The organism is Janthinobacterium sp. LPB2021202312-11-4 (assembly GCF_037049705.1).
Classification (GTDB): domain Bacteria; phylum Pseudomonadota; class Gammaproteobacteria; order Pseudomonadales; family Pseudomonadaceae; genus Aquipseudomonas.
Genome location: NZ_JBAGKV010000002.1, coordinates 80,207 through 102,984, shown reverse-complemented (window position 1 = coordinate 102,984; position 22,778 = coordinate 80,207). Strand labels below are relative to the sequence as shown.

General features: G+C 60.0%; 19 protein-coding genes. 5 read left to right on the top strand and 14 right to left on the bottom strand.

Going from position 1 to position 22,778, the window contains the following annotated elements; all coding sequences use genetic code 11:
• Positions 1 to 8 precede the first annotated feature (8 nt).
• The 6 genes from glgA to V5E99_RS02550 form a co-directional block, all read right to left on the bottom strand.
• Positions 9 to 1,589: a glycogen synthase GlgA gene (glgA, locus tag V5E99_RS02575; RefSeq protein WP_499800691.1), complete on the bottom strand. Its 1,581-nt coding sequence runs from the start codon at positions 1,587 to 1,589 to the stop codon at positions 9 to 11.
• Positions 1,590 to 2,164: 575 nt separating this feature from the next.
• Positions 2,165 to 3,118, bottom strand: a complete 954-nt coding sequence (locus V5E99_RS02570) for a D-2-hydroxyacid dehydrogenase family protein (protein WP_499800689.1) — start codon at positions 3,116 to 3,118, stop codon at positions 2,165 to 2,167.
• Positions 3,119 to 3,131: 13 nt separating this feature from the next.
• Entirely contained in the window at positions 3,132 to 4,151 is a 1,020-nt protein-coding gene (locus V5E99_RS02565) for an alpha/beta fold hydrolase (protein WP_499800687.1), read from the bottom strand.
• Positions 4,152 to 4,369: 218 nt separating this feature from the next.
• Positions 4,370 to 4,807: a YqaA family protein gene (locus tag V5E99_RS02560; RefSeq protein WP_499800685.1), complete on the bottom strand. Its 438-nt coding sequence runs from the start codon at positions 4,805 to 4,807 to the stop codon at positions 4,370 to 4,372.
• The gene (locus V5E99_RS02555) at positions 4,804 to 5,250 is read right to left on the bottom strand and encodes a DUF411 domain-containing protein (RefSeq protein WP_499800684.1); all 447 of its coding nucleotides are present in this window, start codon (positions 5,248 to 5,250) and stop codon (positions 4,804 to 4,806) included. The genes V5E99_RS02560 and V5E99_RS02555 overlap by 4 nt, the downstream gene beginning before the upstream one ends.
• A gap of 180 nt (positions 5,251 to 5,430) precedes the next feature.
• Positions 5,431 to 7,422 (bottom strand): methyl-accepting chemotaxis protein, encoded by a 1,992-nt coding sequence (locus V5E99_RS02550; RefSeq protein WP_499800682.1) that lies wholly within the window; start codon positions 7,420 to 7,422, stop codon positions 5,431 to 5,433.
• A gap of 383 nt (positions 7,423 to 7,805) precedes the next feature.
• Between V5E99_RS02550 and V5E99_RS02545 the strand changes: the two genes are divergently transcribed.
• Positions 7,806 to 8,324: a hypothetical protein gene (locus V5E99_RS02545; RefSeq protein ID WP_499800680.1), complete on the top strand. Its 519-nt coding sequence runs from the start codon at positions 7,806 to 7,808 to the stop codon at positions 8,322 to 8,324.
• Between the two features lie 45 nt (positions 8,325 to 8,369).
• On the opposite strand, the gene V5E99_RS02540 is transcribed toward V5E99_RS02545, so the two are convergent.
• On the bottom strand, positions 8,370 to 9,365 hold the full coding sequence (locus tag V5E99_RS02540) for an aldo/keto reductase (RefSeq protein ID WP_499800678.1): 996 nt from the start codon (positions 9,363 to 9,365) through the stop codon (positions 8,370 to 8,372).
• A gap of 118 nt (positions 9,366 to 9,483) precedes the next feature.
• Between V5E99_RS02540 and V5E99_RS02535 the strand changes: the two genes are divergently transcribed.
• Positions 9,484 to 10,410: a LysR family transcriptional regulator gene (locus V5E99_RS02535; RefSeq protein ID WP_499800676.1), complete on the top strand. Its 927-nt coding sequence runs from the start codon at positions 9,484 to 9,486 to the stop codon at positions 10,408 to 10,410.
• Here V5E99_RS02535 and V5E99_RS02530 read toward each other — a convergent pair.
• The 5 genes from V5E99_RS02530 to V5E99_RS02510 all read right to left on the bottom strand — a co-directional run bounded on the left by V5E99_RS02530 (position 10,399) and on the right by V5E99_RS02510 (position 17,382).
• A complete protein-coding gene (locus V5E99_RS02530) occupies positions 10,399 to 11,343 on the bottom strand; it encodes a GNAT family N-acetyltransferase (RefSeq protein ID WP_499800674.1) in 945 nt (314 codons plus the stop codon). The two genes, V5E99_RS02535 and V5E99_RS02530, sit on opposite strands and share 12 nt — an antisense overlap.
• Positions 11,340 to 12,533, bottom strand: a complete 1,194-nt coding sequence (locus V5E99_RS02525) for an AMP-binding protein (RefSeq protein WP_499800672.1) — start codon at positions 12,531 to 12,533, stop codon at positions 11,340 to 11,342. The genes V5E99_RS02530 and V5E99_RS02525 overlap by 4 nt, the downstream gene beginning before the upstream one ends.
• A 151-nt stretch (positions 12,534 to 12,684) precedes the next feature.
• Positions 12,685 to 15,093 carry an acyl-CoA reductase gene (locus V5E99_RS02520; protein ID WP_499800670.1) on the bottom strand — a complete coding sequence of 803 codons (2,409 nt, stop codon included), beginning with the start codon at positions 15,091 to 15,093 and terminating at the stop codon, positions 12,685 to 12,687.
• A gap of 1 nt (position 15,094) precedes the next feature.
• Complete coding sequence (locus V5E99_RS02515) at positions 15,095 to 16,222, bottom strand: LuxE/PaaK family acyltransferase (protein ID WP_499800668.1); 1,128 nt, start codon at positions 16,220 to 16,222, stop codon at positions 15,095 to 15,097.
• A 20-nt stretch (positions 16,223 to 16,242) separates the two neighbouring features.
• Positions 16,243 to 17,382, bottom strand: coding sequence for an MFS transporter (locus tag V5E99_RS02510; protein ID WP_499800667.1), 1,140 nt, complete (start codon positions 17,380 to 17,382; stop codon positions 16,243 to 16,245).
• A 662-nt stretch (positions 17,383 to 18,044) separates the two neighbouring features.
• On the opposite strand from V5E99_RS02510, the gene V5E99_RS02505 reads away from it, so the two are divergent.
• A complete protein-coding gene (locus V5E99_RS02505; protein ID WP_150732786.1) occupies positions 18,045 to 18,233 on the top strand; it encodes a hypothetical protein in 189 nt (62 codons plus the stop codon).
• Here the strand turns inward: V5E99_RS02505 and V5E99_RS02500 are convergent.
• Positions 18,223 to 18,627, bottom strand: a complete 405-nt coding sequence (locus V5E99_RS02500; protein ID WP_499800666.1) for a hypothetical protein — start codon at positions 18,625 to 18,627, stop codon at positions 18,223 to 18,225. The genes V5E99_RS02505 and V5E99_RS02500 overlap by 11 nt on opposite strands.
• 309 nt (positions 18,628 to 18,936) lie before the next feature.
• Between V5E99_RS02500 and pvdQ the strand changes: the two genes are divergently transcribed.
• A complete protein-coding gene (pvdQ, locus tag V5E99_RS02495) occupies positions 18,937 to 21,279 on the top strand; it encodes a bifunctional acylase PvdQ (RefSeq protein ID WP_499800664.1) in 2,343 nt (780 codons plus the stop codon).
• Between the two features lie 55 nt (positions 21,280 to 21,334).
• On the opposite strand, the gene V5E99_RS02490 is transcribed toward pvdQ, so the two are convergent.
• On the bottom strand, positions 21,335 to 22,336 hold the full coding sequence (locus V5E99_RS02490) for a FecR family protein (RefSeq protein ID WP_499800662.1): 1,002 nt from the start codon (positions 22,334 to 22,336) through the stop codon (positions 21,335 to 21,337).
• Positions 22,337 to 22,488: 152 nt separating this feature from the next.
• Here V5E99_RS02490 and V5E99_RS02485 point away from each other — a divergent pair, with 152 nt between their 5' ends.
• Positions 22,489 to 22,758 (top strand): PepSY domain-containing protein, encoded by a 270-nt coding sequence (locus V5E99_RS02485; RefSeq protein WP_499800661.1) that lies wholly within the window; start codon positions 22,489 to 22,491, stop codon positions 22,756 to 22,758.
• Positions 22,759 to 22,778 lie beyond the last annotated feature (20 nt).

Here is a 22,778-nt window from a genome sequence, read left to right as displayed (position 1 = left end):
CCTCTTGTTTATTTGTGGCCCGATTTACCCAGGGCTTTAGCCACCAATTGTTCGTAGAGTTCGGCGTAGGGTTCGACCGCTTTGCACCAGTTGAACGGTGCGGCCATGGCGCGGCAACGCATGGCGTGCAGCAGATCGGGGAAAGCGAAGACCTTGAACGCGCGGCTCAGGGCCTCGCGGTAACTCTCGACGGTGGATTCGTCGAACAGGAAACCGGTCACGCCGTTTTCGATGGTGTCGGCCAGGCCGCCGGTATTGCGCGCCACCGGCAACGAGCCGAAGCGCTGGGCGTACATCTGGCTCAGGCCGCAGGGTTCGTAACGCGACGGCATCAGCAGGAAATCGCTGCCGGCGAACATGCGCCGGGCGTCGGTTTCGTTGAAGCCGATGCGCACGCCGACCTGGCCAGGGAAGCGCAGGGCCAGTTCACGCATTGCTTGTTCTTCTTCCGGTTCGCCCCGGCCGATGATTGCAATCTGGCCGCCGTTTTCGACGATGTATTCGGCCACCGCTTCAGTGAGGTCCAGGCCTTTCTGGTAGACCAGCCGCGAGACCACGGCGAACAGCGGACCTTCGGAATCTTCCAGGCCAAACAGTTCACGCACGTGATCGGCGTTGACCGCTTTGCCGTCCCAGTCGCCGATGGTGAACGGGCAGAACAGGTGCGGATCGGTGGCGGCGTCCCAGCTCTCATCGATACCGTTGGGAATCCCGCTGAGCAGGCCTTGCTGGGTCTTGGCGGCGAGAAAACCGTCGAGGCCGCAGCCGAAGGCTGGCGTGGTGATTTCCTGGGCGTAGGTGGCGCTGACCGTGGTGATGTGGCTCGAATAAGCCATGCCGGCCTTGAGGAACGACATCTTGCCGTAGAACTCCATGCCTTCCTGTTGCAGCGCGTGCATCGGGATGCCCAGTTCCGGGCAGGAGCCGAGGCTGGTCACGCCCTGATAGGCCAGGTTGTGGATGGTGAACAAGGTTGGGGTGCGCTGCCCGCGCCAGTGCATGTACGCCGGGGCCAGGCCGGCCGGCCAGTCGTGGGCGTGCACCAGGTCCGGGCACCAGTGGATTTGCGCAAGATTGGCGGCGATATCGGCAGCCGCCAGGCCCAAACGGGCGAAACGAATATGGTTGTCCGGCCAGTCGCGACCGTTGTTGGCGCCGTAGGGCGAGCCTTCGCGCTCGTAGAGCTCAGGGCAAATCAACACGTAGATGACCAGGCCATCGGGCATGTCCATGCGCCCGATCTTGCAGGGTGGCAAGGCAGCATGACCGCCGAGCTCGCCGATGATATGAATCGGATTCTCGCTGTGCAGCACTTGCGGATAGCCGGGGATCAACACACGAACATCGTGCAGATGAGCCATGGCGCGCGGCAGCGCGGCAGACACGTCACCCAAACCGCCGGTTTTCACCAGATCGGCGATTTCCGAGGTCACAAACAAGACTTTCTTCTTGTTGGGGTTCTGACTGGCGGCTGGAACAAGTGCCTTGGGAGCGCTGATCGTCTTGCTGCTCGGGGCATTCACGGCGCTCGATTCGCCGACCTGCTGATGAGCACGTTCTCCCTGAATATCTAAAGCCGCACTGATCATATGAATCTCCCGTGTTGTTGATCTAATTCTGGCCTGGCACAAACGGTGTTCGTGGCCAAATCCTGTGGCCGGGCGCGAACGCGCTACGCATCGAAGAGCAAAGCTGCCCGATACGCTGAAGCACAAAGGGTGAAAGGGCTACACAAAGGGCTATTGCAAGGATTGCACCAGTCGTAACGGCCCTACCTTTAACCTGACCCGTCGCGACAAGTAAAAGTTTCGACTTTTTTACCTCTTTGTGACCGACCGGTTTCGCCTCGCGAAAATCAGTCTAGGCCAGAACTAAGAGCGTCACAGGCCAGATGGCAAAATTGTTCGACAATCGGTTTAAAGAGGTACGGACGTGCCGATTCGCGGGGTAAACGCACCGACGAAGTGCAGGTTTATTTGGGTTGGCGGGCCAAAATGTCACGTGGACGACACAGTAATGTGCAAGGGCGGAATGGGGTTTTGCACTGTGTTGGTGCACAGGGGCTTTGAAGGGTAGGGGGTGATTGTGAGGGCCTCATCGCGGGCAAGCCTTGCTCCTACAGAGGGCGGCGCACAGCTTGCTCGCGATGAACGATAACGCGGTCTCAGGTGAGCAGCCGAACCGGCGCACCCGCCGCCCACGCCTGAATATCCTCGATCATCTGGGAAAAGAACTGCTCGTAATTCTGCCGGCTGACGTACCCGACATGGGGCGTGGCCAGCACGTTATCCAGTGTCCTGAACGGATGCAGTTCAGGCAGCGGCTCATGCTCAAACACATCCAGCGCCGCGCCGGCCAGGCGCTTTTTCTGCAACGCCTTGATCAGCGCCGCTTCATCGACAATCGGCCCACGGGCCGTGTTGACCAGCAGCGCGGTGGGTTTCATCCAGTCCAGTGCTTGGGCGTCAACGATCCCGCGACTGCGGTCGCTGAGCACCAGATGTACCGACAACACATCGGCCTGTTCGAACAATTCCTGCTTGCTGACATAGGTCACGCCAACTTCGGCGGCCCGTTCGGCGGTGAGGTTTTCGCTCCAGGCGATCACCCGCATGCCAAACACCTGACCGAACTGCGCCACCCGTTTACCGATGCTGCCCAAACCGAGAATGGCCAGGGTCTTGCCGTACAGGTCGCCGCCCAGGCCTTGCTGCCACTGGCCGGCGCGCAACGCATTGGCTTCGACCACCAGGTTGCGGGTCGCGGCCATGATCAGTGCCCAGGTCAGTTCCGGTGCGGCGTGCTTGTAGCTGTCGGTGCCGCTGACCTGGATACCCAGCGCGGCGGCGGCTTTGAGGTCCAGCGCCGCGTTGCGCATGCCGCCGGTGACCAGCAGTTTCAGCTTCGGCAAACGGCGCAGCAGGTCTTCGTCGAACCGGGTGCACTCGCGCATTACGCAAATCACTTCGAAAGCGCCCAGGCGTTCAGCCATGGCGGCGCTGTCGGCCGGGTAGTCATGGATAAAACCGACTTCGCCAATACTCTCCAGCACTGACCAGTCCACCACGCCGCTGGCCACGTCTTGCCAGTCATCGATCACCGCAATCTGCACAGCCATCAGCCTTACCTCATCAACGAACAGGGTTGGTTTTGTTCAGCCAGTCGAGCAGGGCCTGATGGAATTGCGTCGGCTCTTCCATCTGCGGCGCGTGGCCCATACCCGGGAATTCCACCAGGGTCGAGTGGGGAATCAGTTTCGCCACTTGCTTGCCGAGCACATCGTAGTGACCGAGCTTCGACTTGACCTCGGCGGAGGCGATGTCGCTGCCGATGGCCGTCGTGTCGGAAGTGCCGATCAGCAGCAAGGTCGGCATTTTCAGGTTCTTGAATTCGTAAAAAACCGGTTGGGTGAAGATCATGTCGTAGATCAGCGCCGAGTTCCACGCCACTTGTTTGTGCCCCGGACCTTTGTTCAGGCCCGCGAGCATGTCGACCCAGCGATCGAACTCGGGCTTCCAGCGTCCGCCGTAATAGGTATTGCGTTCGTAAGTGCGAATGCTGTCGGCACTGACTTTCAGTTCCCGTTCATACCATTGATCAACGGTGCGATAGGGCACGCCCAGGGCTTTCCAGTCTTCCAGACCGATGGGATTGACCAGCGCCAGTTGCTCGACTTGCTCCGGGTATTGAAGGGCATAGCGGGTGGCGAGCATGCCGCCGGTGGAGTGGCCGAGCAGCGTGGCTTTCTGGATGCCCAGGGCCTTGAGCAGCTTTTGGGTGTTGGTCGCCAGTTGCTGGAAGCTGTATTGGTAGTTGTCCGGTTTGCTGGAGGTGCAGAAGCCGATCTGGTCCGGGGCGATCACCCGGTAACCGGCCTCGCTCAGGGCCTTGATCGAACTGTCCCAGGTCGCGCCGCAGAAATTCTTGCCGTGCATCAGCACCACGCTGCGGCCGTTGGCTTTGCCATCGGCGGCGACGTCCATGTAGCCCATTTGCAGGGATTTACCCTGGGACTGAAAAGCAAAATGCTTGACCGTGTAGGGGTACTCGAAGCCTTGCAGCTCCGGGCCGTACTCCGGACCATCGGCGTGGGCCAGGACGGGCAATGCGGCGCTCAGCAACAGGCAGGGCAGCCAGCGGGAAGGGGGCATAGATAAACTCCAGGGCAAATGCGCCGATGCTGCAAGGGTGCGATTACGGCGACATTAATCTATCGGTCAAATGGCACCCATGTGGGAGCGGGTTTGCTCGCGAAAGCGCTGTGTCATTCAGCATTTGTATTGACAGTTGCACCGCTTTCGCGAGCAAGCCCGCTCCCACAGTTGCGCGCATTCCAGATGGAAATTAGGCACTGCCCTTCGGTGAACGTTCAGGACATCCAACCGAGTGTGATCAGGGCCAGCACCGCATAGCGCGCGCCCTTGGCCACGGTCACGATTAGCAGGAAACGCCCCAGCGGCTCGCGCATGACGCCGGCCACCAGGGTCAGCGGATCGCCGATTACCGGCACCCAACTCAGCAGCAAGGACCAATGACCGTAGCGCCGATAATGCTTGCGGGCGGTTTCAAGATGCCCGGGGCTCACCGGGAACCAGCGCCGTTCACGAAAGCGCTCGACGCCGCGCCCCAGCCACCAGTTCACCAGCGAGCCGAGCACATTGCCCAGGGTCGCCACCGCCAGCAGCGACCACAGCCAATAGCGATCACTGACCAGCAAACCCACCAGCAGTGCTTCGGACTGCAATGGCAGGAGCGTCGCCGCCCCGAACGCCGCTAAAAACAGCCCGGTGTAAGCGCTGAAGATCAATGGGCGGGGTAGTCCGCCACCACCACGTCAGTGCCGGTCTTGGTCAGGCCGATCACTTGGTAAGCGTCACTCATGCCGTCCATTTCCATGCCGGGCGAGCCCATCGGCATGCCCGGCGCAGCCACCCCGAGCAGGTCATCACGTTTGCTCAGGGCCAGCACTTGCTCGGCCGGCACATGGCCTTCGACAAATTTGCCGTTGATCAACGCGGTGTGGCAGGACGCCAGGCGCGGCGGCACGCCGTGCTGCTGCTTGAATTCGCTCATGTTGGCTTCGACGTGGTCCTCGACCTTGAAGCCGTTGGCCTCCAGGTGGCTGATCCATTTTTTGCAGCAGCCGCAATTGGCGTCGCGGTGCACTTCAATAGGAATCAGGTCGGCCGCTTGGGCCAGGGAAGAGATAAACAGGGCGCTCAGGGCGACCAGACGCAGGTGGGTTCGCATGGCAGGGTCTCGACTCGGGTGGCGGTCAAAAAAAGAGGCATTTTGACTACTTTAGCCAACAAAACGGGGCGAGAGTGTTTCGAAGTACTACGACGTACGCTGAGCCCTTGTGGCGACCGGGTTTGCTGTGACGAGGAGGCAAGCCCCCTCGCCACGGGGAGCTGCCTCTCAGTCAGATCATTACCGGACTTTGAACCGGCCCATGATTGCACTCACGCGGCTGTTGGCTTCCAGCAATTGCTGGGTATTGAGCTCGCTGGCGTGACCGCTTTTGACCAACTCATCCACCATGTGGCGGATTTGCACCATGCTGCGGTTGATCTCTTCAGTCACCGCGCTTTGCTGCTCGGCGGCGGTGGCGATTTGTGTGCTCAGGCTGTTGATGTGGCTCACGGAGCCGGCCATTTCATCCAGCCCGGAGTTGACCCGCGCCGTCGCATCGGCGGCGGACTGGCAACTGGCCTGGGTGTTTTCCATCGCTGACACCGACGAGCTCACGCCTTGGGTCAGGCGCTTGAGCATTTCGTTGATTTCCGAGGTGCTGGCCTGGGTCCGGGCGGCGAGGGCGCGGACTTCATCGGCCACCACCGCAAAACCGCGACCCTGTTCACCGGCGCGGGCCGCTTCAATCGCGGCGTTGAGCGCCAACAGGTTGGTTTGCCCGGCAATCGCGCCAATCACCCCGAGAATCTCGGTGATCCGCTGCGCATCCTGCTGCATGTTTTCGACTTTATGGGTGGCGCTGGCCACTTCATCGATCAACGCCACGACACTGCTGGACGCTTCGCCCACCACGACCCGGGAACGGTCCGCATGTTCGCTGGCGCGCTGGGTGAACGCGGCGGTTTCGGCGGCGTTCTGCGCCACGCTGTCGGCGGTGGAGCTCATTTCAGTGATGGCGGTAACGGTCTGATCGGTTTCCGAGGCGTGGCGCACCAGGATCTGACTGGTGTGCGCCGAGGTCCGTTGCAGGTTGTCCAGGCTGGAAGCCATGGCCCCAGTGGCCTGGGTGACTTCGCCGATCATGTTCTGCAAATAGATGATGAAGGCGTTGACCGAATGGCCGATGGCGCCCAGTTCGTCTTCCGCACGAATGGTGATGCGCTTGGTCAGGTCCGCGTCGCCGGCAGACAGCGCGTCGATGTTGGCCTTGAGGATTTTCATGCGCTGGATCAGTTGGCGGATCGCGTAGATCTGCAGCAGCACCAGCAGGATCACCATGGGAATCTGCAACAGGCTCAAGGTGTTCAGTACATCGTCACGCTGGGCGGTGATCAGTTTGGTCGGCAGGGCGGTGGCGAGATACCACGGCGTGCCTTCGATCGGGCGCATGAAGAAGGTGCTGGCTTCACCCTTGTTGTCGAATTCGACCCGCTGCGCCTGATCGCGGTTTTGCAGCCCGGCCTTGACCTGGCTGGCGAACGGCGAGTTAGCCGCCAGTTCGCTGATGTTCTTCAACACAATCGGGCCGCTGATGCGCGAACTGTTGCTGATGATTTTGCCGTCGGCCTCGACGATCAGCATCTCGGCGCCGAGGTCTTTTTCCTTGCGCGCGATCAGGTCATTGAAGAAGCCCAGGGTCACGTCGATGGTCGACACACCATACGCCGCGCCGTTTTTCTGAATGGCCATGGCGCAGTTGGTGCGCGGTTCGGCGCTGGCGTCATCTTTATAGGCGGCGGCCCAGGCGCACTGGCCGCGCGGGGTGGCCATGCCGCCCTTGTACCAGGTCTGGTCGTAATAATTGGGCGCGGCGTCGCTGTTCCAGAACGTGTTCACGGCCAGTTTGCCGGAGCTGTCACGGTGCCAGAAGGTACTGAACTTGTTGCGGCCCGCTTCACGCTGGCCGGGCAATGGCCAGATCCCGCCGCCGAATACTTTCAGTTCGCCGTACTGGTCCACCAGGCCGGGCAACACCGTATCGATCGCGGCGCTGTCGAGCAGGGGAATGGTCTGGGTGATGCTGCGTTGCTGGGCCTGCACCTTGTTCAGTTCGCCCTGGATTTGTTCGGCGACTTCGGCAATGCGGTTGAGGGCCACCTGTTCTTCGGTGTGGCGCAGTTTCGGCGCGACCAACTGGCTGATGCCGACCACCGTCAGCACCGATAGCAGCAGGATGAACAGGACCAGAAACAGCGTGTAGCGAGCCTGAATGGTACGGAATGCGGGCATGGGACCGGTCCTTGTGCTGCGTTTTTATTGTTGGGTTTGGAAGTCGGGGTATCCAGGGCTTATCGGCCTGCCGGGGGCGAGCTTTAGTACGGACGTGCAAGAAAGGACTCAAGGGGGACAGACGGTCAATAAGAGGTGAGTGTCAAAACCGCTACAAACGGAATAAATCTGTAATAAATGACAATCAGCAGGGCGGCAAGACCCAGAAATAAATTTGCTATAGGCCAATGAAACCGGGCACTTGGTGATTTGTATCGAAAATGTACGAAATTTGTAAAAAGTCGAAATATTAATAGGAGTACTGTCGTTTCGCGCCGATACTTCCCCGCAATCATCTTGCTCTAACAAGGATTTTTTATGCGTCAGTCGAAAGGAGTGCGGTCATGACTATTGGTTTGGTCGGCAACTGGACTGCTAAATCGGGCCTGCTGGTACGCCAGGGTTCGGAGAATGCCAAACCGGTGTCCCAGAGCGCCAAGGTGCGGGAAATCCTGAGCATGGTCGGCACCAACCCGACGATCCTCGATCGGACGAAAATGGATAGCTTGCAACTGTTCAAGCAGGTCAAGGGCTTCGATCCGACGAACATCTCGGCCAAGCAACTGGGCAACATGAGCACCTTCCTCAAGCAGAACGGCATCATCGGCGATGTGACCGCGCTGACCTTGCTCAATGCCGGCGACAAATTCGACAAATTTGGTATTCCGAACGACCCCGATGCCAAGTTCAATGCGCTGGATTACTTTGCCACGCAACTGGACTCCATCCAGAACAACAACCTCAAGGGCAACAAGTACGCCAACTACCTGGTGCCTGAGTTCAAGAAAGCTATTTACGTGCTGCAGAACTTGAAGACCTACGGCGAAGGTAACGGCACGACGGTCAAGAAAAAGGACAAATGATCTTCTGCCCCGCTCACTGCATTGAGCGGGGCAGACGTCGCGGGATCAGCGGTCGAGCATTTGCATCACCGCTTCCGGGTAACGCAAACCGGCAGTGGCGTCGGGGGAGAAAATCGCTTCCAGCCCCTGCAACTCGCCGGCACTGAGTTTTACTTCCAGTGCCGCGACATTTTCCTCCAGGTATTTACGCTGCTTGGTTCCGGGAATCGGGATCAGGTAGTCGCCTTGCGCCAGCACCCAGGCCAGCGCCAGTTGCCCGGCAGTCACGCCCTTGTCAGCGGCCAACGCCTGGACTTGCTGCACCAGCAGCAGGTTTTTCGCGAAATTATCCCCTTGGAAACGCGGGCTGAAGCGACGGTAGTCGTCGGCGGCAAAGTCCTCCGGGCTTTTCAGTGCGCCGGTCAAAAAGCCGCGCCCGAGCGGGCTATAGGGGACGAAGGCAATACCCAGACGCTGGCAGGTCGCCAGGCAACCGTTGTCTTCCTGGTCGCGGCTCCACAGCGAGTATTCACTTTGCAACGCGCTGATCGGATGCACCTTGTGCGCCCGCTCCAAAGTCGCGGCCGAGGCTTCGCTCAACCCCAGGTAACGCACCTTGCCGGCCTTCACCAGTTCAGCCATGGCGCCGACGGTTTCCTCGATGGCGACTTGCGGGTCGATACGGTGTTGGTAGTACAAGTCCAGGGTCTCGACGCCGAGGCGTTTGAGTGTGCCGTCGATGGAATGGCGAATGTATTCCGGGCGCCCATCGACACCCCGGGCAGTCGGGTTGGCCGGGTCGCGAACGATGCCGAACTTGCTGGCCAGGAACACCTGGTCGCGCTTGCCGGCGATGGCTTTGCCGATCAACTCTTCGTTGGTGTGCGGGCCGTACATGTCGGCGGTGTCGAGCAGGTTGATCCCCAGTTCCAGCGCCCGGTGCAGGGTGGCGGTGGCTTCGCGGGTGTCGGTGCCGGTGGTGTAGAAATCGGTCATGCCCATGCAGCCCAGGCCGATGGCGCTTACGTGCGGTCCGTTTTTGCCCAATTGACGTGTTTGCATGAAATCAGCTCCCTATGAATGTGAGCCGCCATTGTTAACCTCGACAGAAATCGGATAAACCGGCTAAATCTGCTATCACTATTCATCATTTCTAAATAATTGCCCGGTACTTCAGAACATGGACCGTCTTAGCGCCATGCGCGTGTTCACCCGGATCGTCGAATTGGGCGGTTTCGCCAAAGCGGCGGACAGCCTGCAAATGCCGAGGGCTTCGGTGACGATTCTGATCAAGCAACTGGAAGCCCATCTGGGTGTGCAGTTGCTGCAACGCACCACCCGACAAATCAGCCTGACCCTCGATGGCGCTGCTTATTACCCCCGTTGCGTGCGACTGCTTGCGGACCTTGAGGAAACCGAAGCGGTGTTTTCCGCCGCCCGGCACAACCCCAAAGGCTTGCTGCGCGTGGACATGCCAGCGGGGATCGGACGGCTGATCGTGATTCCGGCGTTGCCGCAATTCACGGCCAAGTACCCGATGATCGAACTGGAAATCGGTTTGAATGACCGCACGGTGGACCTGATTCGCGAAGGCGTGGACTGTGTGCTGCGCGGTGGTTCGCCGCTTGATGATTCGCTGGTGGCGCGGCCGCTGGTGCTGCTCGACCAAGTGACGTGCGCCAGCCCCGAGTACTTGCAGCGGCATGGCACGCCCCGGTCCCTGGCGGACCTGGAGGGGCATCAGATGGTGGAGTATTTCTCCGCCACCACCGGCGCACGCTTCGGGCTTGAGTTTGTGGTCGAGGGGCAGGTGCACCCGGTCAATCTGCCCAAGCAGGTGTCGGTCAACAGCGCCGATGGTTACATGGCCGCGTGTGAGGCCGGGTATGGGCTGGTCCAGGCGCCTTACTATCACGTTGCCCGGCAATTGCAGGAGGGGCGTCTGTGCGAGGTGCTCGGTGACGCGCCACCGCCAGGCATGCCGTTGACCGCGCTGTACCCGCCTCACCGCCAGTTATCCCGGCGGGTGCGGGTGTTTGTCGATTGGCTGGTTGAACTGTGCGCCCAGCCCGGCCAGCACTTTTACCGAAGCGACTCAGGCCGCTGAACGATTGGCCCGCCGGATTGCCTGGGTGCGCACGGCGTGCTGCAGGTTGTCGTGCAACTGTTGCATGTGCGGGCAATGCAGGTTCAGGTCACGTGTCTGGGCACCTCGATGAAACAGGGCAGACCACTCGCCCTGTTCAGGTGCTGGAAGCACGCCGGTGAAAGCGAATCCTTGAGCGGTCAAACGCTGAAAGTCCACGGCAAAGTGCTGTGACAGGGCAAGCCTGAGTGAAATCAGCCAATCGTCAGGCAGTTGAGTCAGATGATCGAACAGGCGTTTGTCCAGGCGCTCAATGACCACATCGACCCGTTGCTGATGCCGTGTCATTTGCAGCGGGCGCGAAGGGCAAACCGCTCCGGTGTTGCCGACGCCAAACACTGAACCCAGATGTTGCATGAAGGCCCGGCAATCTCCCGGCCACGCAATATCAGGCAGTGGCCGGCAGTGCCCCTTGGGCAGATGGACACCAATCACAATGCTTTCGGCCATCGGTTCGGCAAACGGTGACGGCACGTAATCCGGCAGCAAACCGGTGCTATGAAAGCCCAGCGTTTGCGCCATGCGTTGGCTGTAAGGGTGCTGGGTGACTTGTTTGATCAACACGCACGTGTCGCCCGCCGCGGCCGATTGCTCCAGTAACTCGCGACTCAGGCGGGTCGCGATGTTCTGTCCGCGAGTGGCCGGGTGCACAACGCCCATGGCCAGTTCGGGGCTGTCGGCGTCGCCATCGCGGCACAACGCGACATGCCCCAGGACCCGCGACCCCTCCACAGCCAGCATGGATTGCCAACGCCCGTCGTTATTGTTCTGGGTGATCAGCTTCGGCAAGTACACCTGTGGCTGTACGTAATGATCGGCGTAGATCAGGCGAAACAACTGACTGACGGATTTGGCATCGGAGGCTCTGAAGGGGCGGAAAATCAACGGATTCACAACCTGGGCTCCGGTGTGCACGTGTAATCCCGCAAATCCAGGACCCGCAGTTGTTTGCCCGAGCGTGGGTGCAATGTGAGGTCGCTGATGGCGCAAGGTTTGACCTGGAATTCCAGCAAGCCATCCTGACGCAGGCTGCCAATGCCGGGGGAGTGGGCGAGGAGCGCTTCGTGCAGCAGCCGATTTGTCTGCTCGATGGCCTCGGCATTCACCTCGGGGACCCAGATAACGCTCAGCAAATCTTTGTGCCCGAGGTGTTCGAGGCGCAGTTGCCACTGATCGCTTTGGGCCACACGCTGGACGATGTCCTGCAGCTCATCGGTGAACAGCGACAACACACCCACACGTACACGCTGGCTATGGACGCTGCGTCCCCTGAGGGCGAACTTGCGTCTTGGGCTGGCGGGGGGCTCCAGCCAGCAGGCGCGGTCGCCCACCGGGTATCGCAACAGAGGCATCAACCGCCGACTCAGGTTGGTGACGACCAACAGCCCCACACGGTTGCATTCATTGATCACCTCGCCGCTGTGTTCGTCGATGATTTCCAGCAAGGTCTGTGGTTCGAACACCCGATGCTCGCCCAGCGCACAGTCGCGGTCGCTGCTGCCAATAATCCCGGCATCAACGCTGGCATAGCCAATGGAGCTGACCCGTGCGTTGGGAAAGGCCCGGGCGAAGATCGCCAGTTGATCGGCAAAAAGGCTTTCCCCTCCATAGAGCAGGGTATCAACGCCCGTCAAAACACGCTGATGCGCCGTCAGGTGCGCCGCAAACTTCAGCAGCTGTGCCGGTACGCCGGCCAACACGTTGATCCGGTGGGCGCCAATGGCCTCGGCCAGTCCTTGAAGATCAACATTGCCGGTGAAAGGGAACTCACTGATCGAAACCCTGACGTGGGCCAGTGAGTCATGGATGAACAGGAAACTGGCGTAGAGATCACCGGAAAAAAACAGGTTGGCGACCCGGTCTCCATCGGTCAGTTGCATCGACAGGCTTTCACCGAATGCGCGGACCATGGTTTGCCATTCCGCGTGGGTGTAGACCGCCAGTTTGCCCTGGCCGGTTGAACCGCCGGTTTTAAACACCAACGCATCGTCGACAGGTGCTGTCAGTACCGGCCAGTCATTCAGGTCATGGCTGCCCACCCAGTAGTTGTTGGCATCGATCAACGGAATATCGTTTAACGTCAAATCTTCTAAAGCCAAATGTTTAAGGTGCTGGTTATAAAAGCGCGAGTGTTCGCGTATGTACTGTATTAACTGCTCAAGCGAAAAAAGTTCTTTCATGGGCGTTCGGGTCCAGGTATCAGGCATGTTGCACACGGTTTTTTATTGATGAAAATTATTGTTGTTGGCGTCGGTCGATAACTAACGGCGTTTTACCGCTGCGCTTGTTTCGTTCAAATTGAGTCGCCGCACAGGTATTAACTTCCAGTAGTAACAGTGCTTCAGTAACCGAGGTGTTCAGCGCGGTAATGCACAGCAGTTGTTCGCGTACCCATTGCGCGTCGGCATCGGCGCGGACCAACAGGCGTTCAACGCCGTCGGGGGCGTAATCCAGCACCATCTGAATGGGCATGCCGACGCATCGGGCCAGTTGGGCCGGTGAAATGAACTCGGTGCCGAGCCGCAGCCATTGGCCGTGTCGCTCCAGCAATTCGAACCGTGGCGAACTCAATCCGCAGGGACAAACCCCAGCCACCCAGCGACCGGTGTCACCCACCTCGTAGCGTTGAACGGTCTGACTTTGACGAGCGCGCGAGGTGAACAGCAGGCGCCCGACCTCAAGGCCCGAGACGGCGACATCCTGTTCCAGATGAACGATTTCCAGGTGCTGGGTATCGCTCATCAAATGAAACACGCCATCAGTGGTCGCAGCGCAGGCGTGCCCCAGCGGGCCGGCGTCGACGGAGCCGTAGATTGCCGAACGAATCGTCGAAACGCCGCAGCTTTCCATTAACTGGCGGCTGGCCTGCCCCGGGTGCTCGCCGCCGAGGAACACCTTGCGAATACCTGCATAGGCCCGCAGGGTCGTCTGTTCCTTTAAAAACAACCGGTGCAGGGTGCTGGGCATGCCCATCAGCACGGTGACCCGTTGTTGCACGATCAGTTGGGCGATTTCACTGAAATTGTCGTCATGGGGCGCGCCCATGGGCAAATGCACGGCGTCCATCTGCTGCAAGACCCAGGAAAAACTGGAAAAGCCACCGTAGAGGCCGCCGCCATAAAACAGATTCATGACCCGGTCCTGCGACGGGTCCAGTCCGGCGGCGAACAGCCCGTCGGCTGCCGCGCGCATTTGCCGCTGGAAATCTCGGTAGCTGTAACCGGCCAGTGCCGGGGTACCGCTGCTGCCGCCGGAACGAAAGTACAGTTGGGCGGTGGGGTTTATCGGCTGGGCCTGGAAGGCATTTTTGTCGATGATCGGCAGGCCCGCCACGTCCGGGATTTCGGGTAATGCGTCGAGGGTGGCATGGCTGCCAAGCACCTCCGGGGGCAGGCTCACCGAGAGCCGGCGACTCAGACGCGTCAAGGCGTACACACCATCATGGGGCTCACCGGCGTAACCCTCGTGGATCGACTGCGCAGGTGCGATGCGGGTGACGCCAGCATTGACTAGTGTGCGCACCAGCGCGGCCGTCTGCGCGGGCGAGCAGATTAATGCGCAACTTTGCAGGACCGTACGCCACGGCAGCAGCGTTTCGGCGATCAGGTGCTGCGGCACCGGCTTGAGCATCAGGCTGCGAAACAGCGGTGAAGGCGCGAGCGTCCGATGATGCTCCCAGATGACTCGCCAACCCGGCCCGTTCCAGACCTCGCCGATGTGGCCGGCAAAGCACTGTTCAAGCCGCGCCATCGTACTGCGAGTGGTGATTTCCGACGCTTCCTGACACGTGGGCTCCAATGCCGGCCACCGGGCTGCGCGACGTTCGAACGCCTCGGCCAGACGTGCGCCGATTTCTTGCAGAACGGCCGGGTCATCGCTGTCCACCAGCACCCATTGCGGGCTGGAGCAGGCCTGTTGGTCCAGGCGACAGACTTCATCGACCAAAGCATCGAGGGCGTCGGGTTGCGCCGCTTCGGGGCAAAGATAAGCAAAACTGATCCGGTGCCCCCAATCGATCCAGCGACATCCGCCGGGCAAGTGCTGACGAATCGCCTTGAGCGCGGTTTCGCCGCCCCACGCGGCCACCGCATCGGCGCGGGTGCACAGGCGTGCAATCTGCGCAGTGTCGACAGGCAACACCGCGATGTAATCGGCCAGCCTGCCGCTGTGGTCACACTGGCCGAGGGCGTCAAGCAAGCGAGCCGTCAGCCCCTGGTCGCTGGAGCTGGGGCGTAGCCAGTTGATGTTGCCGGCCAGCAGGCTTTCCAGCACCGCGCAAAACGCCAGCATCGGCGCATTGCCCGGCGTGACATGCACCACCAGCCCCAACGGGTGCCAACTCTCGAAGCGTGATTGCACGTAATCGATCCGCCTCAAGGAGCGCGGTTGTACGCCCAGTTCGCGTTCGAGTTTGCTGTTCAGGTGCTCGGGTTGGCAGAACTCGATCAGCCCTTGGCGTTGTTCATCATCGAGTCCGAAGTCGAGTTCACCGGCCAGCAATTGGCTGGCGAAACGAGTGGCCGAGGCCACGACGGTGTCACTGTCGAGCGGTGTCATCAGCAGGCGGGGCAAGACTTGATGCAGGCTGTCCAGGGCGCTATCGAGGCAGAGTTCGGCGTGCAATTGGCCATTAATCAGGTACATGTCAAACCCTCCCGATCAGTTCGGCCGCCGCCATGGCGCAGCTTCGGCCGGGGTGGGTGCCGGCGCGTCCGTGCAGCTCGAACCAGTCGGTGGGCAGGCCACAACCGCATGAGGCGCCGGGGTGCACGCTGGCCAGGTCACTCATGACCACGGCATGGGCCGGGCTCGACGAAATGTAGGGGGATACGAGGGCCAGCAGGCCGCGTTGGCCGTAAGGCTGGACGCTGAAGTCAGAGGGATTACGCACGAAAACCTTCGAGTAAACCGGTACATGAAAATGATGATGGGCGCATTCGATATAGGGCACCGCGTGCTCTACGGCGCCATAGCCGTCGCGGCAGCGGTCAGGCGCGATGCCCAATTGCCGTTCGATCCGTTCATACAGTTGCGCCCTCGGAATCTCCTGGGCGACGTGGTTTTTCCAGCCGCCCCCCAGAAAAACCAGGGACTCGGCAGGTAGTTCGAGCGGCGGTAACTGGGTCGCTTCCATGCGTTGCAGCACCTGCCAGAGAAACGCCGGAAAGCCAAAAATGCGCACTGGCAGTTGCTCTTCGGCGAACGCCTGCAAGGCGCGGATCACGCCGAACAGATCGAATTCGTAACCATTGCCGGTGCGACGCAAGGCGTAGACGACTTGATTGATCGGCGCATAACGGCACAGGAATTGGTCGGTGTAGGACGTGCCCAGGCGGTTGTCGACCTCGGGTTCGTAGCTCAGCAACAGGTAGTTGCACGGGGTGTCCGGGGTGTCCCAGCCATAGTGCTGAAAAATTTTCGTCACCATGCCTTGGGCGGCGGCGATGCTGCGCGCGTCATAGCGCATGCGACTTTTCTGGCCGCTGGTGCCGGACGAGGTCAATTCCAGGGCGTCTTCACCCGTGCGGCTCAACAGCAATTGTTGCTTGAAGAAATTGGCGAAAATCGCTGGCAGTCGTGACCAGTCGTCCAGTTGCTCCAGAGCCCGTGGATCAAGGCCATGGGTGTTCAGCCAGCGCTCATAGCCGGGGGTGTGGTGGCAGTGAAACAGGCTGATTTCAGCCATGGCACGATCAAACAGTCCTGGTGGAACTTTATCCAGGTCGTAGGGCTGCGCCAGCGCACACAGGGCGTCGGTGTAGGGAAGGGGCATCATCAAAAGTCCTTTTTGGTTCAGGTGGCGACGGGGGGGCTGCAATGCCGCAGGAAGTGTTGCAATGGCACGAGGCAGGCGAGCCCGGCGATACCGGCAATGCAGGCGAACGACTCAAGGCTGTCCCCGGCCCCGAGCGCTGCAATCAGCGACCCGGCGCCGCCCATGATCGAGATCGAAATCATGCCGATCATGGCCGACACCAGCCCTTTGCTGTCTTCGCTGGAAAACAGCGCCAGCCGATACAGCGCAGCGTTGCTCATGCCCAGGCCGACGGCGTAGATCGCCAGGCACGCCACCAGCAACCCGGTCGAGGTGCCGTAGAAACCGGCACTCAGCAGTGCGACAAGCCCGGCGCAAAAAGGCCAGAGTGCGTAGCGGATGAGCTGCGGCAGGGCGGTTGTGCCAATCAGTCGGTCAAGCAGCAGATTGCCGAGGATGACCGCGCCGAAGACTGGAATCTGCCAGAGCCCGTACTGCAACGGCGACAGGTCCTGACCCTGGATCAATAAGAGCGGTGACAGGCTGATCCAGGCAATCAGGGGCAAGCTCATCAGGCCCAGGGCGATGGACGACAACACAAACGACCGGTTGCGCAACAACCTGCCATAACGGCGCACGGTGTCGTGTAAGTCGAAGGGCTCGACGTTTTCTCGGCTGCGCGGGTTGCGTGGCATGAACGCATACAACCCCAGCCAGACCGCCAGCGCCGCAATGCCCAATGCCAGAAACAGCTCTCGCCACGAGAGCCATTGCAGCAGCAAGCTGCCGAGCAACGGGCCCAACAGCGGCGAAAGCAGGGCGATGTTCCCGAGCCACGCCATGATCCGCACGGCGTCGGCCTCCTCGAATAGCTCTTGCAAGGCGGGATAACTGACCGCAATGACAAAGCCCAGTCCCATGCCTTGAATCAGTCGCAAGCTGTTGAACGCCCCGATGCCCTGCACCCAATACGCCGCGCCGCACGCGGTGGCAAACAGCGCAGCCCCCAGGAGCAGCAGCGGGCGCCGTCCGTATTGATCCGACAACGGGCCAACCAGCCATTGCAGCAGAACACCCCCAGTCAGATACAGCGTGAATGCATAAGGCACGTGCTCCGGGCTGGCCTGTAATTGTTCGGTCACGGTCAACATGGCGGGCATGATCAAATCGCTCGCCATATACGTCAGGAGTTCGAATACAGCGATGGCCAGGCAAAAACCTGATAGTTGAAAAGAACGGATGTTTGTTGATGAGGTGCGCATGACTTCCTTATTGATATTTAACGTTTAAGGATGAGCTCCTATAACGGGCAATCAAGAGTAGTCACGGAGTACGCAGGGCTCTAGCGAGCGTTTGATGCTTGGGATTTCAATGGGTTGCCATGTGTTGCAAGTTGTCGGGTTGCGTAATGGGCAACGGATGTTATGGATCCAAACTTACATGAGTGGGAAAAATCGGTTGTAAGAAAAATGCCCGCAACAGGGCGGGCATTTCTTCAGGCTCATTAAAAAAGACTATTTGTCTGACGCGTTATTCAGGATATGGATTACCGGTGTTGGTAATAACCCGGTCCTCCACGATCATAATGGTGGTCACCGTGCCAGCCTCCGTGGGGGAAAATGATACAGCCGCTCAGGGACAAAAGAGCGATCAGGGGAATCAGCAGTGTGATTCGACGGAGCATTTCAAAATCCTCATGGTTGAAGCCGCATTGAAGCCAAATCTCTTCATCGGCTGTAACATGAGACTTCGTTTGCTGCCGTTCATCCCCGTCCGAAGGTAGGGGCTTGGCATGCAAACGGATACAAACCGGATACATTTCAAGGTTCAGGAACCCGCAATGACCCAGTCGCAACGTTTGAAATACTCGATTCTGATTTCCCTGGTCGTGCTGGCCATCATGTTTGGCCTGTCGTATCTGCAAAACACAGGGGTCATCAGTGAGAAGCTGTTCCAGTACATCGCCATCGGCGTGGCGGTGGTCGTGGTGGTGGTCAACGGCGTGATGCGTCGCAAGGTCAAGCCTTGAGCGACGCGCTCGACTCCGGATCGCTGTAGAGAATGGCGATAGCCTGCGGATGCAGGCTGTAGCTCTTGTCCGCGTTGAAGGTGATCACCCCCTCGCTGCACAAGCGCTTCAACACTTCCCGCACACTTAAAAAGGACAGTGGGATATCCAGGTCCAGCAAATAGGCGTGAACGCCGCGCACGCCCAGATTGCGCTCGCTTTCGGCGGCGTTCAGCAAGGCGTCGATGACTTTCAGGCGAATCAGGCTGGTTCTCAGGCCAAAGCTCTTGAGCAGCAATCTGATTCGTTCGTTTCCGTGGCGCTCGGCCCTTTGTTCGAACATTCCGGCGCCAGGGCTCATGGAAACACCCATTGACGCATGGCTACCGTCCGTTGGCAGTCGCGAGTTGTACATGCAAAAACTCCTTTTCAGAGCCTGATCAGGAAAAAGTGATGGTGCTCTCAATCATTAAGACGAACGAGCAACACAAATAATGAAGCCCCGGATGTAGAAAATTTGTCGCGAAGGTGTGAGCGATACGTGAGCGACCGCCAGAAAAGGGGATTCGGGCTAAATATCCTGTGGTTCATTTCGTTCCTAAGGCCAGGCACATTCCGTGTAGACGCGGGCTGTGATTTTTCCCAGGCTGGGTCCGATGCCGCTGTACCGTCATCAAGTCGCAGGCCCATCCTGGTTTCAGTTTTTCCTGGATCAGGAGCGAGCGTGATTATTTACAGGCAGTTAACCCGGTTAAGCCTTGCAGCGGCGCTGGTCGCGCTGAGTCTTGCGGCAAGCGCCCGCAGTCAGCCGCAAACCTCGGGCGTCGATATTCGCCGCACCAGTTTTGGCGTGCCGCACATTCGCGCCGAAAACGAACGCGGGCTCGGCTACGGCATCGGCTATGCCTACGCTCAGGACAACCTGTGCCTGATGGCCAACGAGATCGTGACCGTCAACGGCGAGCGTTCACGCTACTTCGGCCCGGATCAGTTCACCCTCGAAGAACGCTCTAACCTGGCCAGCGATTTGTTTTTCAACTGGCTCAATACCCCGCAAGCGGTGGCCGGTTTCTGGCAGGCGCAAACCCCTGAAGTGCGCGACCTTATCGACGGTTATGTGGCGGGCTACAACCGTTCGCTGGCCGAGCGTCAGGCCCAGGGTTTGCCGGCGCAGTGCCAAGGTGAATGGGTGCGCCCGATTGCCACCCAGGATTTGGTGAAGCTCACGCGGCGCTTGCTGGTCGAAGGCGGAGTCGGACAGTTTGCCGAAGCCCTGGCCGGCGCCACGCCGCCAGCCGCCGTCGCGCAGGTGGCGGGGGCTCAGGCGTTCCAGCTTGCGGATGCGCGTCAGCAGCGGTTTGCCCTCGACCGAGGCAGTAACGCGGTGGCGATTGGCAGCGAGCGCTCGTTCAACGGTCGCGGCATGTTGCTGGCCAACCCGCACTTTCCGTGGGTGGGCGGGATGCGCTTCTACCAGATGCACCTGACCATTCCCGGCAAGCTGGATGTGATGGGCGCAGCCTTGCCCGGTCTGCCGATGATCAACATCGGTTTCAACCAGCACCTGGCCTGGACCCACACGGTCGATTCGTCCAAGCATTTCACCCTGTATCGCCTGCAACTGGACCCCAAGGATTCGACCCGCTACCTGCTCGATGGCAAGTCATTGCCCTTGGACAAGCAGACCCTGACGGTGAACGTGAAACAGCCTGACGGCCAGATCAAAGCGATTTCCCACGTGGTCTACAGCTCGGTATTCGGCCCTGTTGTGCAATGGCCCGGCAAGCTCGATTGGGACAACCAATTTGCCTACAGCCTGCGCGATGCCAACCTGGAAAATGACCGCGTCTTGCAGCAGTGGTACGCAATGAACCAGGCCACCAGCCTCAAGGATTTGCAGGCCTCGGTGCACAAGATCCAGGGTATCCCGTGGGTCAACACCCTGGCGGCGGACGATCAGGGACAAACGCTGTACATGAACCTCTCGGTGGTGCCGAACGTCAACGCCGACAAACTGGCCAAGTGCAGCGATCCGCGCATCGGCTTGCAGATGATCGTGCTCGATGGCGCCAACAGCGCCTGCGCCTGGGACATCGATCCGAATGCGGCGCAAAAAGGCATCTACGCGGCGGACAAACTGCCGCAGCTGCTGCGCAAAGATTTTGTGCAGCATTCCAACGACTCGGCGTGGCTGGCGAACCCGGCGCAACCGCTCAGCGGTTTCTCGCCCCTGATCAGTCAGGACAGTCAGCCATTGGGGCTGCGCTCGCGTTTTGCCCTGGATCGCCTCGGCGCGCTGGCCAAGGCCGGGCCGGTGGTGGCGGCGGACTTGCAGCGCATGGTGATGGATGATCAGGTCTATCTGGCGGCGCAAGTCATGCCGGACCTGTTGCAGTTCTGTAGCGCCGATCCGGGCGCCGATGGGGCTGCACTTAAACCGGTGTGTGCCAGCCTCAACGCGTGGGACGGCCGGGCGAATCTGGACAGCGGCCTGGGCCTGGTGCATTTCCAGGGTGTCATGGAGGCGCTGCAACAAGCTCCGGATATCTGGCGCGTAGCCTTTGATCCAAAAGACGCTGAGCACACGCCTCGTGGCCTGGCGATTGATCGGCCGGAAGTGGCCAAGGCGATCCGCGAAGCGATGCTGGCGTCGGTGGAACAGGTCAACAAAATGGGGCTCAACGCCGACAGTCGCTGGGGCGAGATTCAGGTGGTCAGCAGCGGTGGTCAACAGACGCCGATCCATGGCGGGCCGGGCACCTTGGGGATCTACAACGCGATCCAGAGTGTTCCGCGAACCGACGGTAAACTCGAAGTGGTCAGCGGCACCAGTTACCTGCAAATCGTGACCTTCGACGAAAAGGGTCCGCACGCTCAGGGTTTGCTGGCGTTTTCGTTGTCCAGTGACCCGGCATCGAAGTATTCCCGGGACCAGACGCAGGCCTTCTCGAAGAAGCAGTTGAGTGTGTTGCCGTTCACCGAGCAGCAGATCGAGGCTGATCCGCAGTATCAGGTCCGCACGATTCGCGAGTCGGATGAAAAAGCCGGGAAGGTAGCGGCGCAGTAAGCACCGTTGATATTGCAGCAAACAGGAAGGCCGCACCCCTCAAGGGTTGCGGCCTTCAGCTTTTTGGGGCTTGCTGCGGAATCGAGTTGAGGACCGGGTTGCCGTCTTCATTGCGGGTCAGGTAGACCGGCAACACCCGGGGCAGGGATGCCACCAGGTTATTGAGTTCTTTGATGTTGTAGATGCCGCCGATGCGGATCGACGCGGTGGTTTTGTCGGCGACCATCACCGGCTTGGCCAGGTAGCGATTGATCAGCGGCAAGGCATCGCTCAGCGGCAGGTCATCGAGCACCAGTTTGCCGCTGCGCCAGGCCAGTGAGCTGTCGTTGGCGTAGGTCTGACTGATCTGCGGCATGAAGTCGCCGTGCTGGAAGCGGGCCTGCATCGCCGGGCCCAGGCGCAAGCCGTCACTGCTGAGTGCGTCGTTGCTGGACACCAGCACCGAGCCTTCAATCAGGTTAACCCGCACCTGATCTTCATACAGCCAGACATTGAACTTGGTGCCCGTCACCCGAATCCTGCCTTCGGCCGCCCGGACAATGAACGGGTGAGTCATGTCGTGGCTGACACTGAAGAACGCTTCACCTTTTTTCAGCGTGACCCGGCGTTCATCCTTGTAGTTGAGGAAGGTCAGTTCACTGCCCAGGTTCAGCTCCACCTGACTGCCGTCGCCCAGCGTGACTTGGCGAACATTGTTGCCGGCTTCGAAGTGCTGATAGCCGTTGGGCAACCAGCCAAGGTTCCAGCCGCTGTACGCCGCCAATGGCAGTGCCAGGGCGCAGACCGCCGCCGAAATGCCGAAGGTACGCCAGGACGACGAGGATTTGGCGGGCGGCAGCGGGAGGGCCGTTTCCGGGCGTGGCAGATCGCCGGCGACGTCCCAGATCTCCAGCATGGCTTCGAACTCGAAGGCATGAAGCGGATCAGCGTCGCGCCATTGTTCGAACGCTTCACGCTCCTCGGCGGTGCAGTCGGTGGCGTGCAGACGCATGCACCAGTGCGCAGCGGCATCGGTGATGGCGTCGTATTCGGCTTCCGTGAGGGCGTGTTCGGTCATTGACTCATCCTGATTTGCTGCATTCTAACCTTGAGGGCGACGTGACGAGAACATCCGTCATGGCAATTACCCATCAAAGTGGAACTTATTTTTCACCGCAAGGCCCTAAAAACAGGACTTCACCACGCAGTATCCACAAATGGAGTGAAAAAATGATCAAGAAAACCTTTGCCGCCGTCATTGCCGCTGCCACGTTGCTGAGTGCCGGCGCCGCCATGGCCGATCGCCCAGGGGCGGGCTGGATCTCGATCGAGAAGGCCATCGAAACGGCCAAAACCAAGGCCGGTTATGTCGAGGTCTATGAAATCGAAGCCGATAACAATGGCTACTGGAAGGGCGAAGGGCGCAAGGCCGATGGCGTGGTCTATGAGTTCCGTATCGACGGCGCCTCCGGCAACATACTGCGCGATCAGAAGGATTAAACCGTTCAGGGCACTGTCGC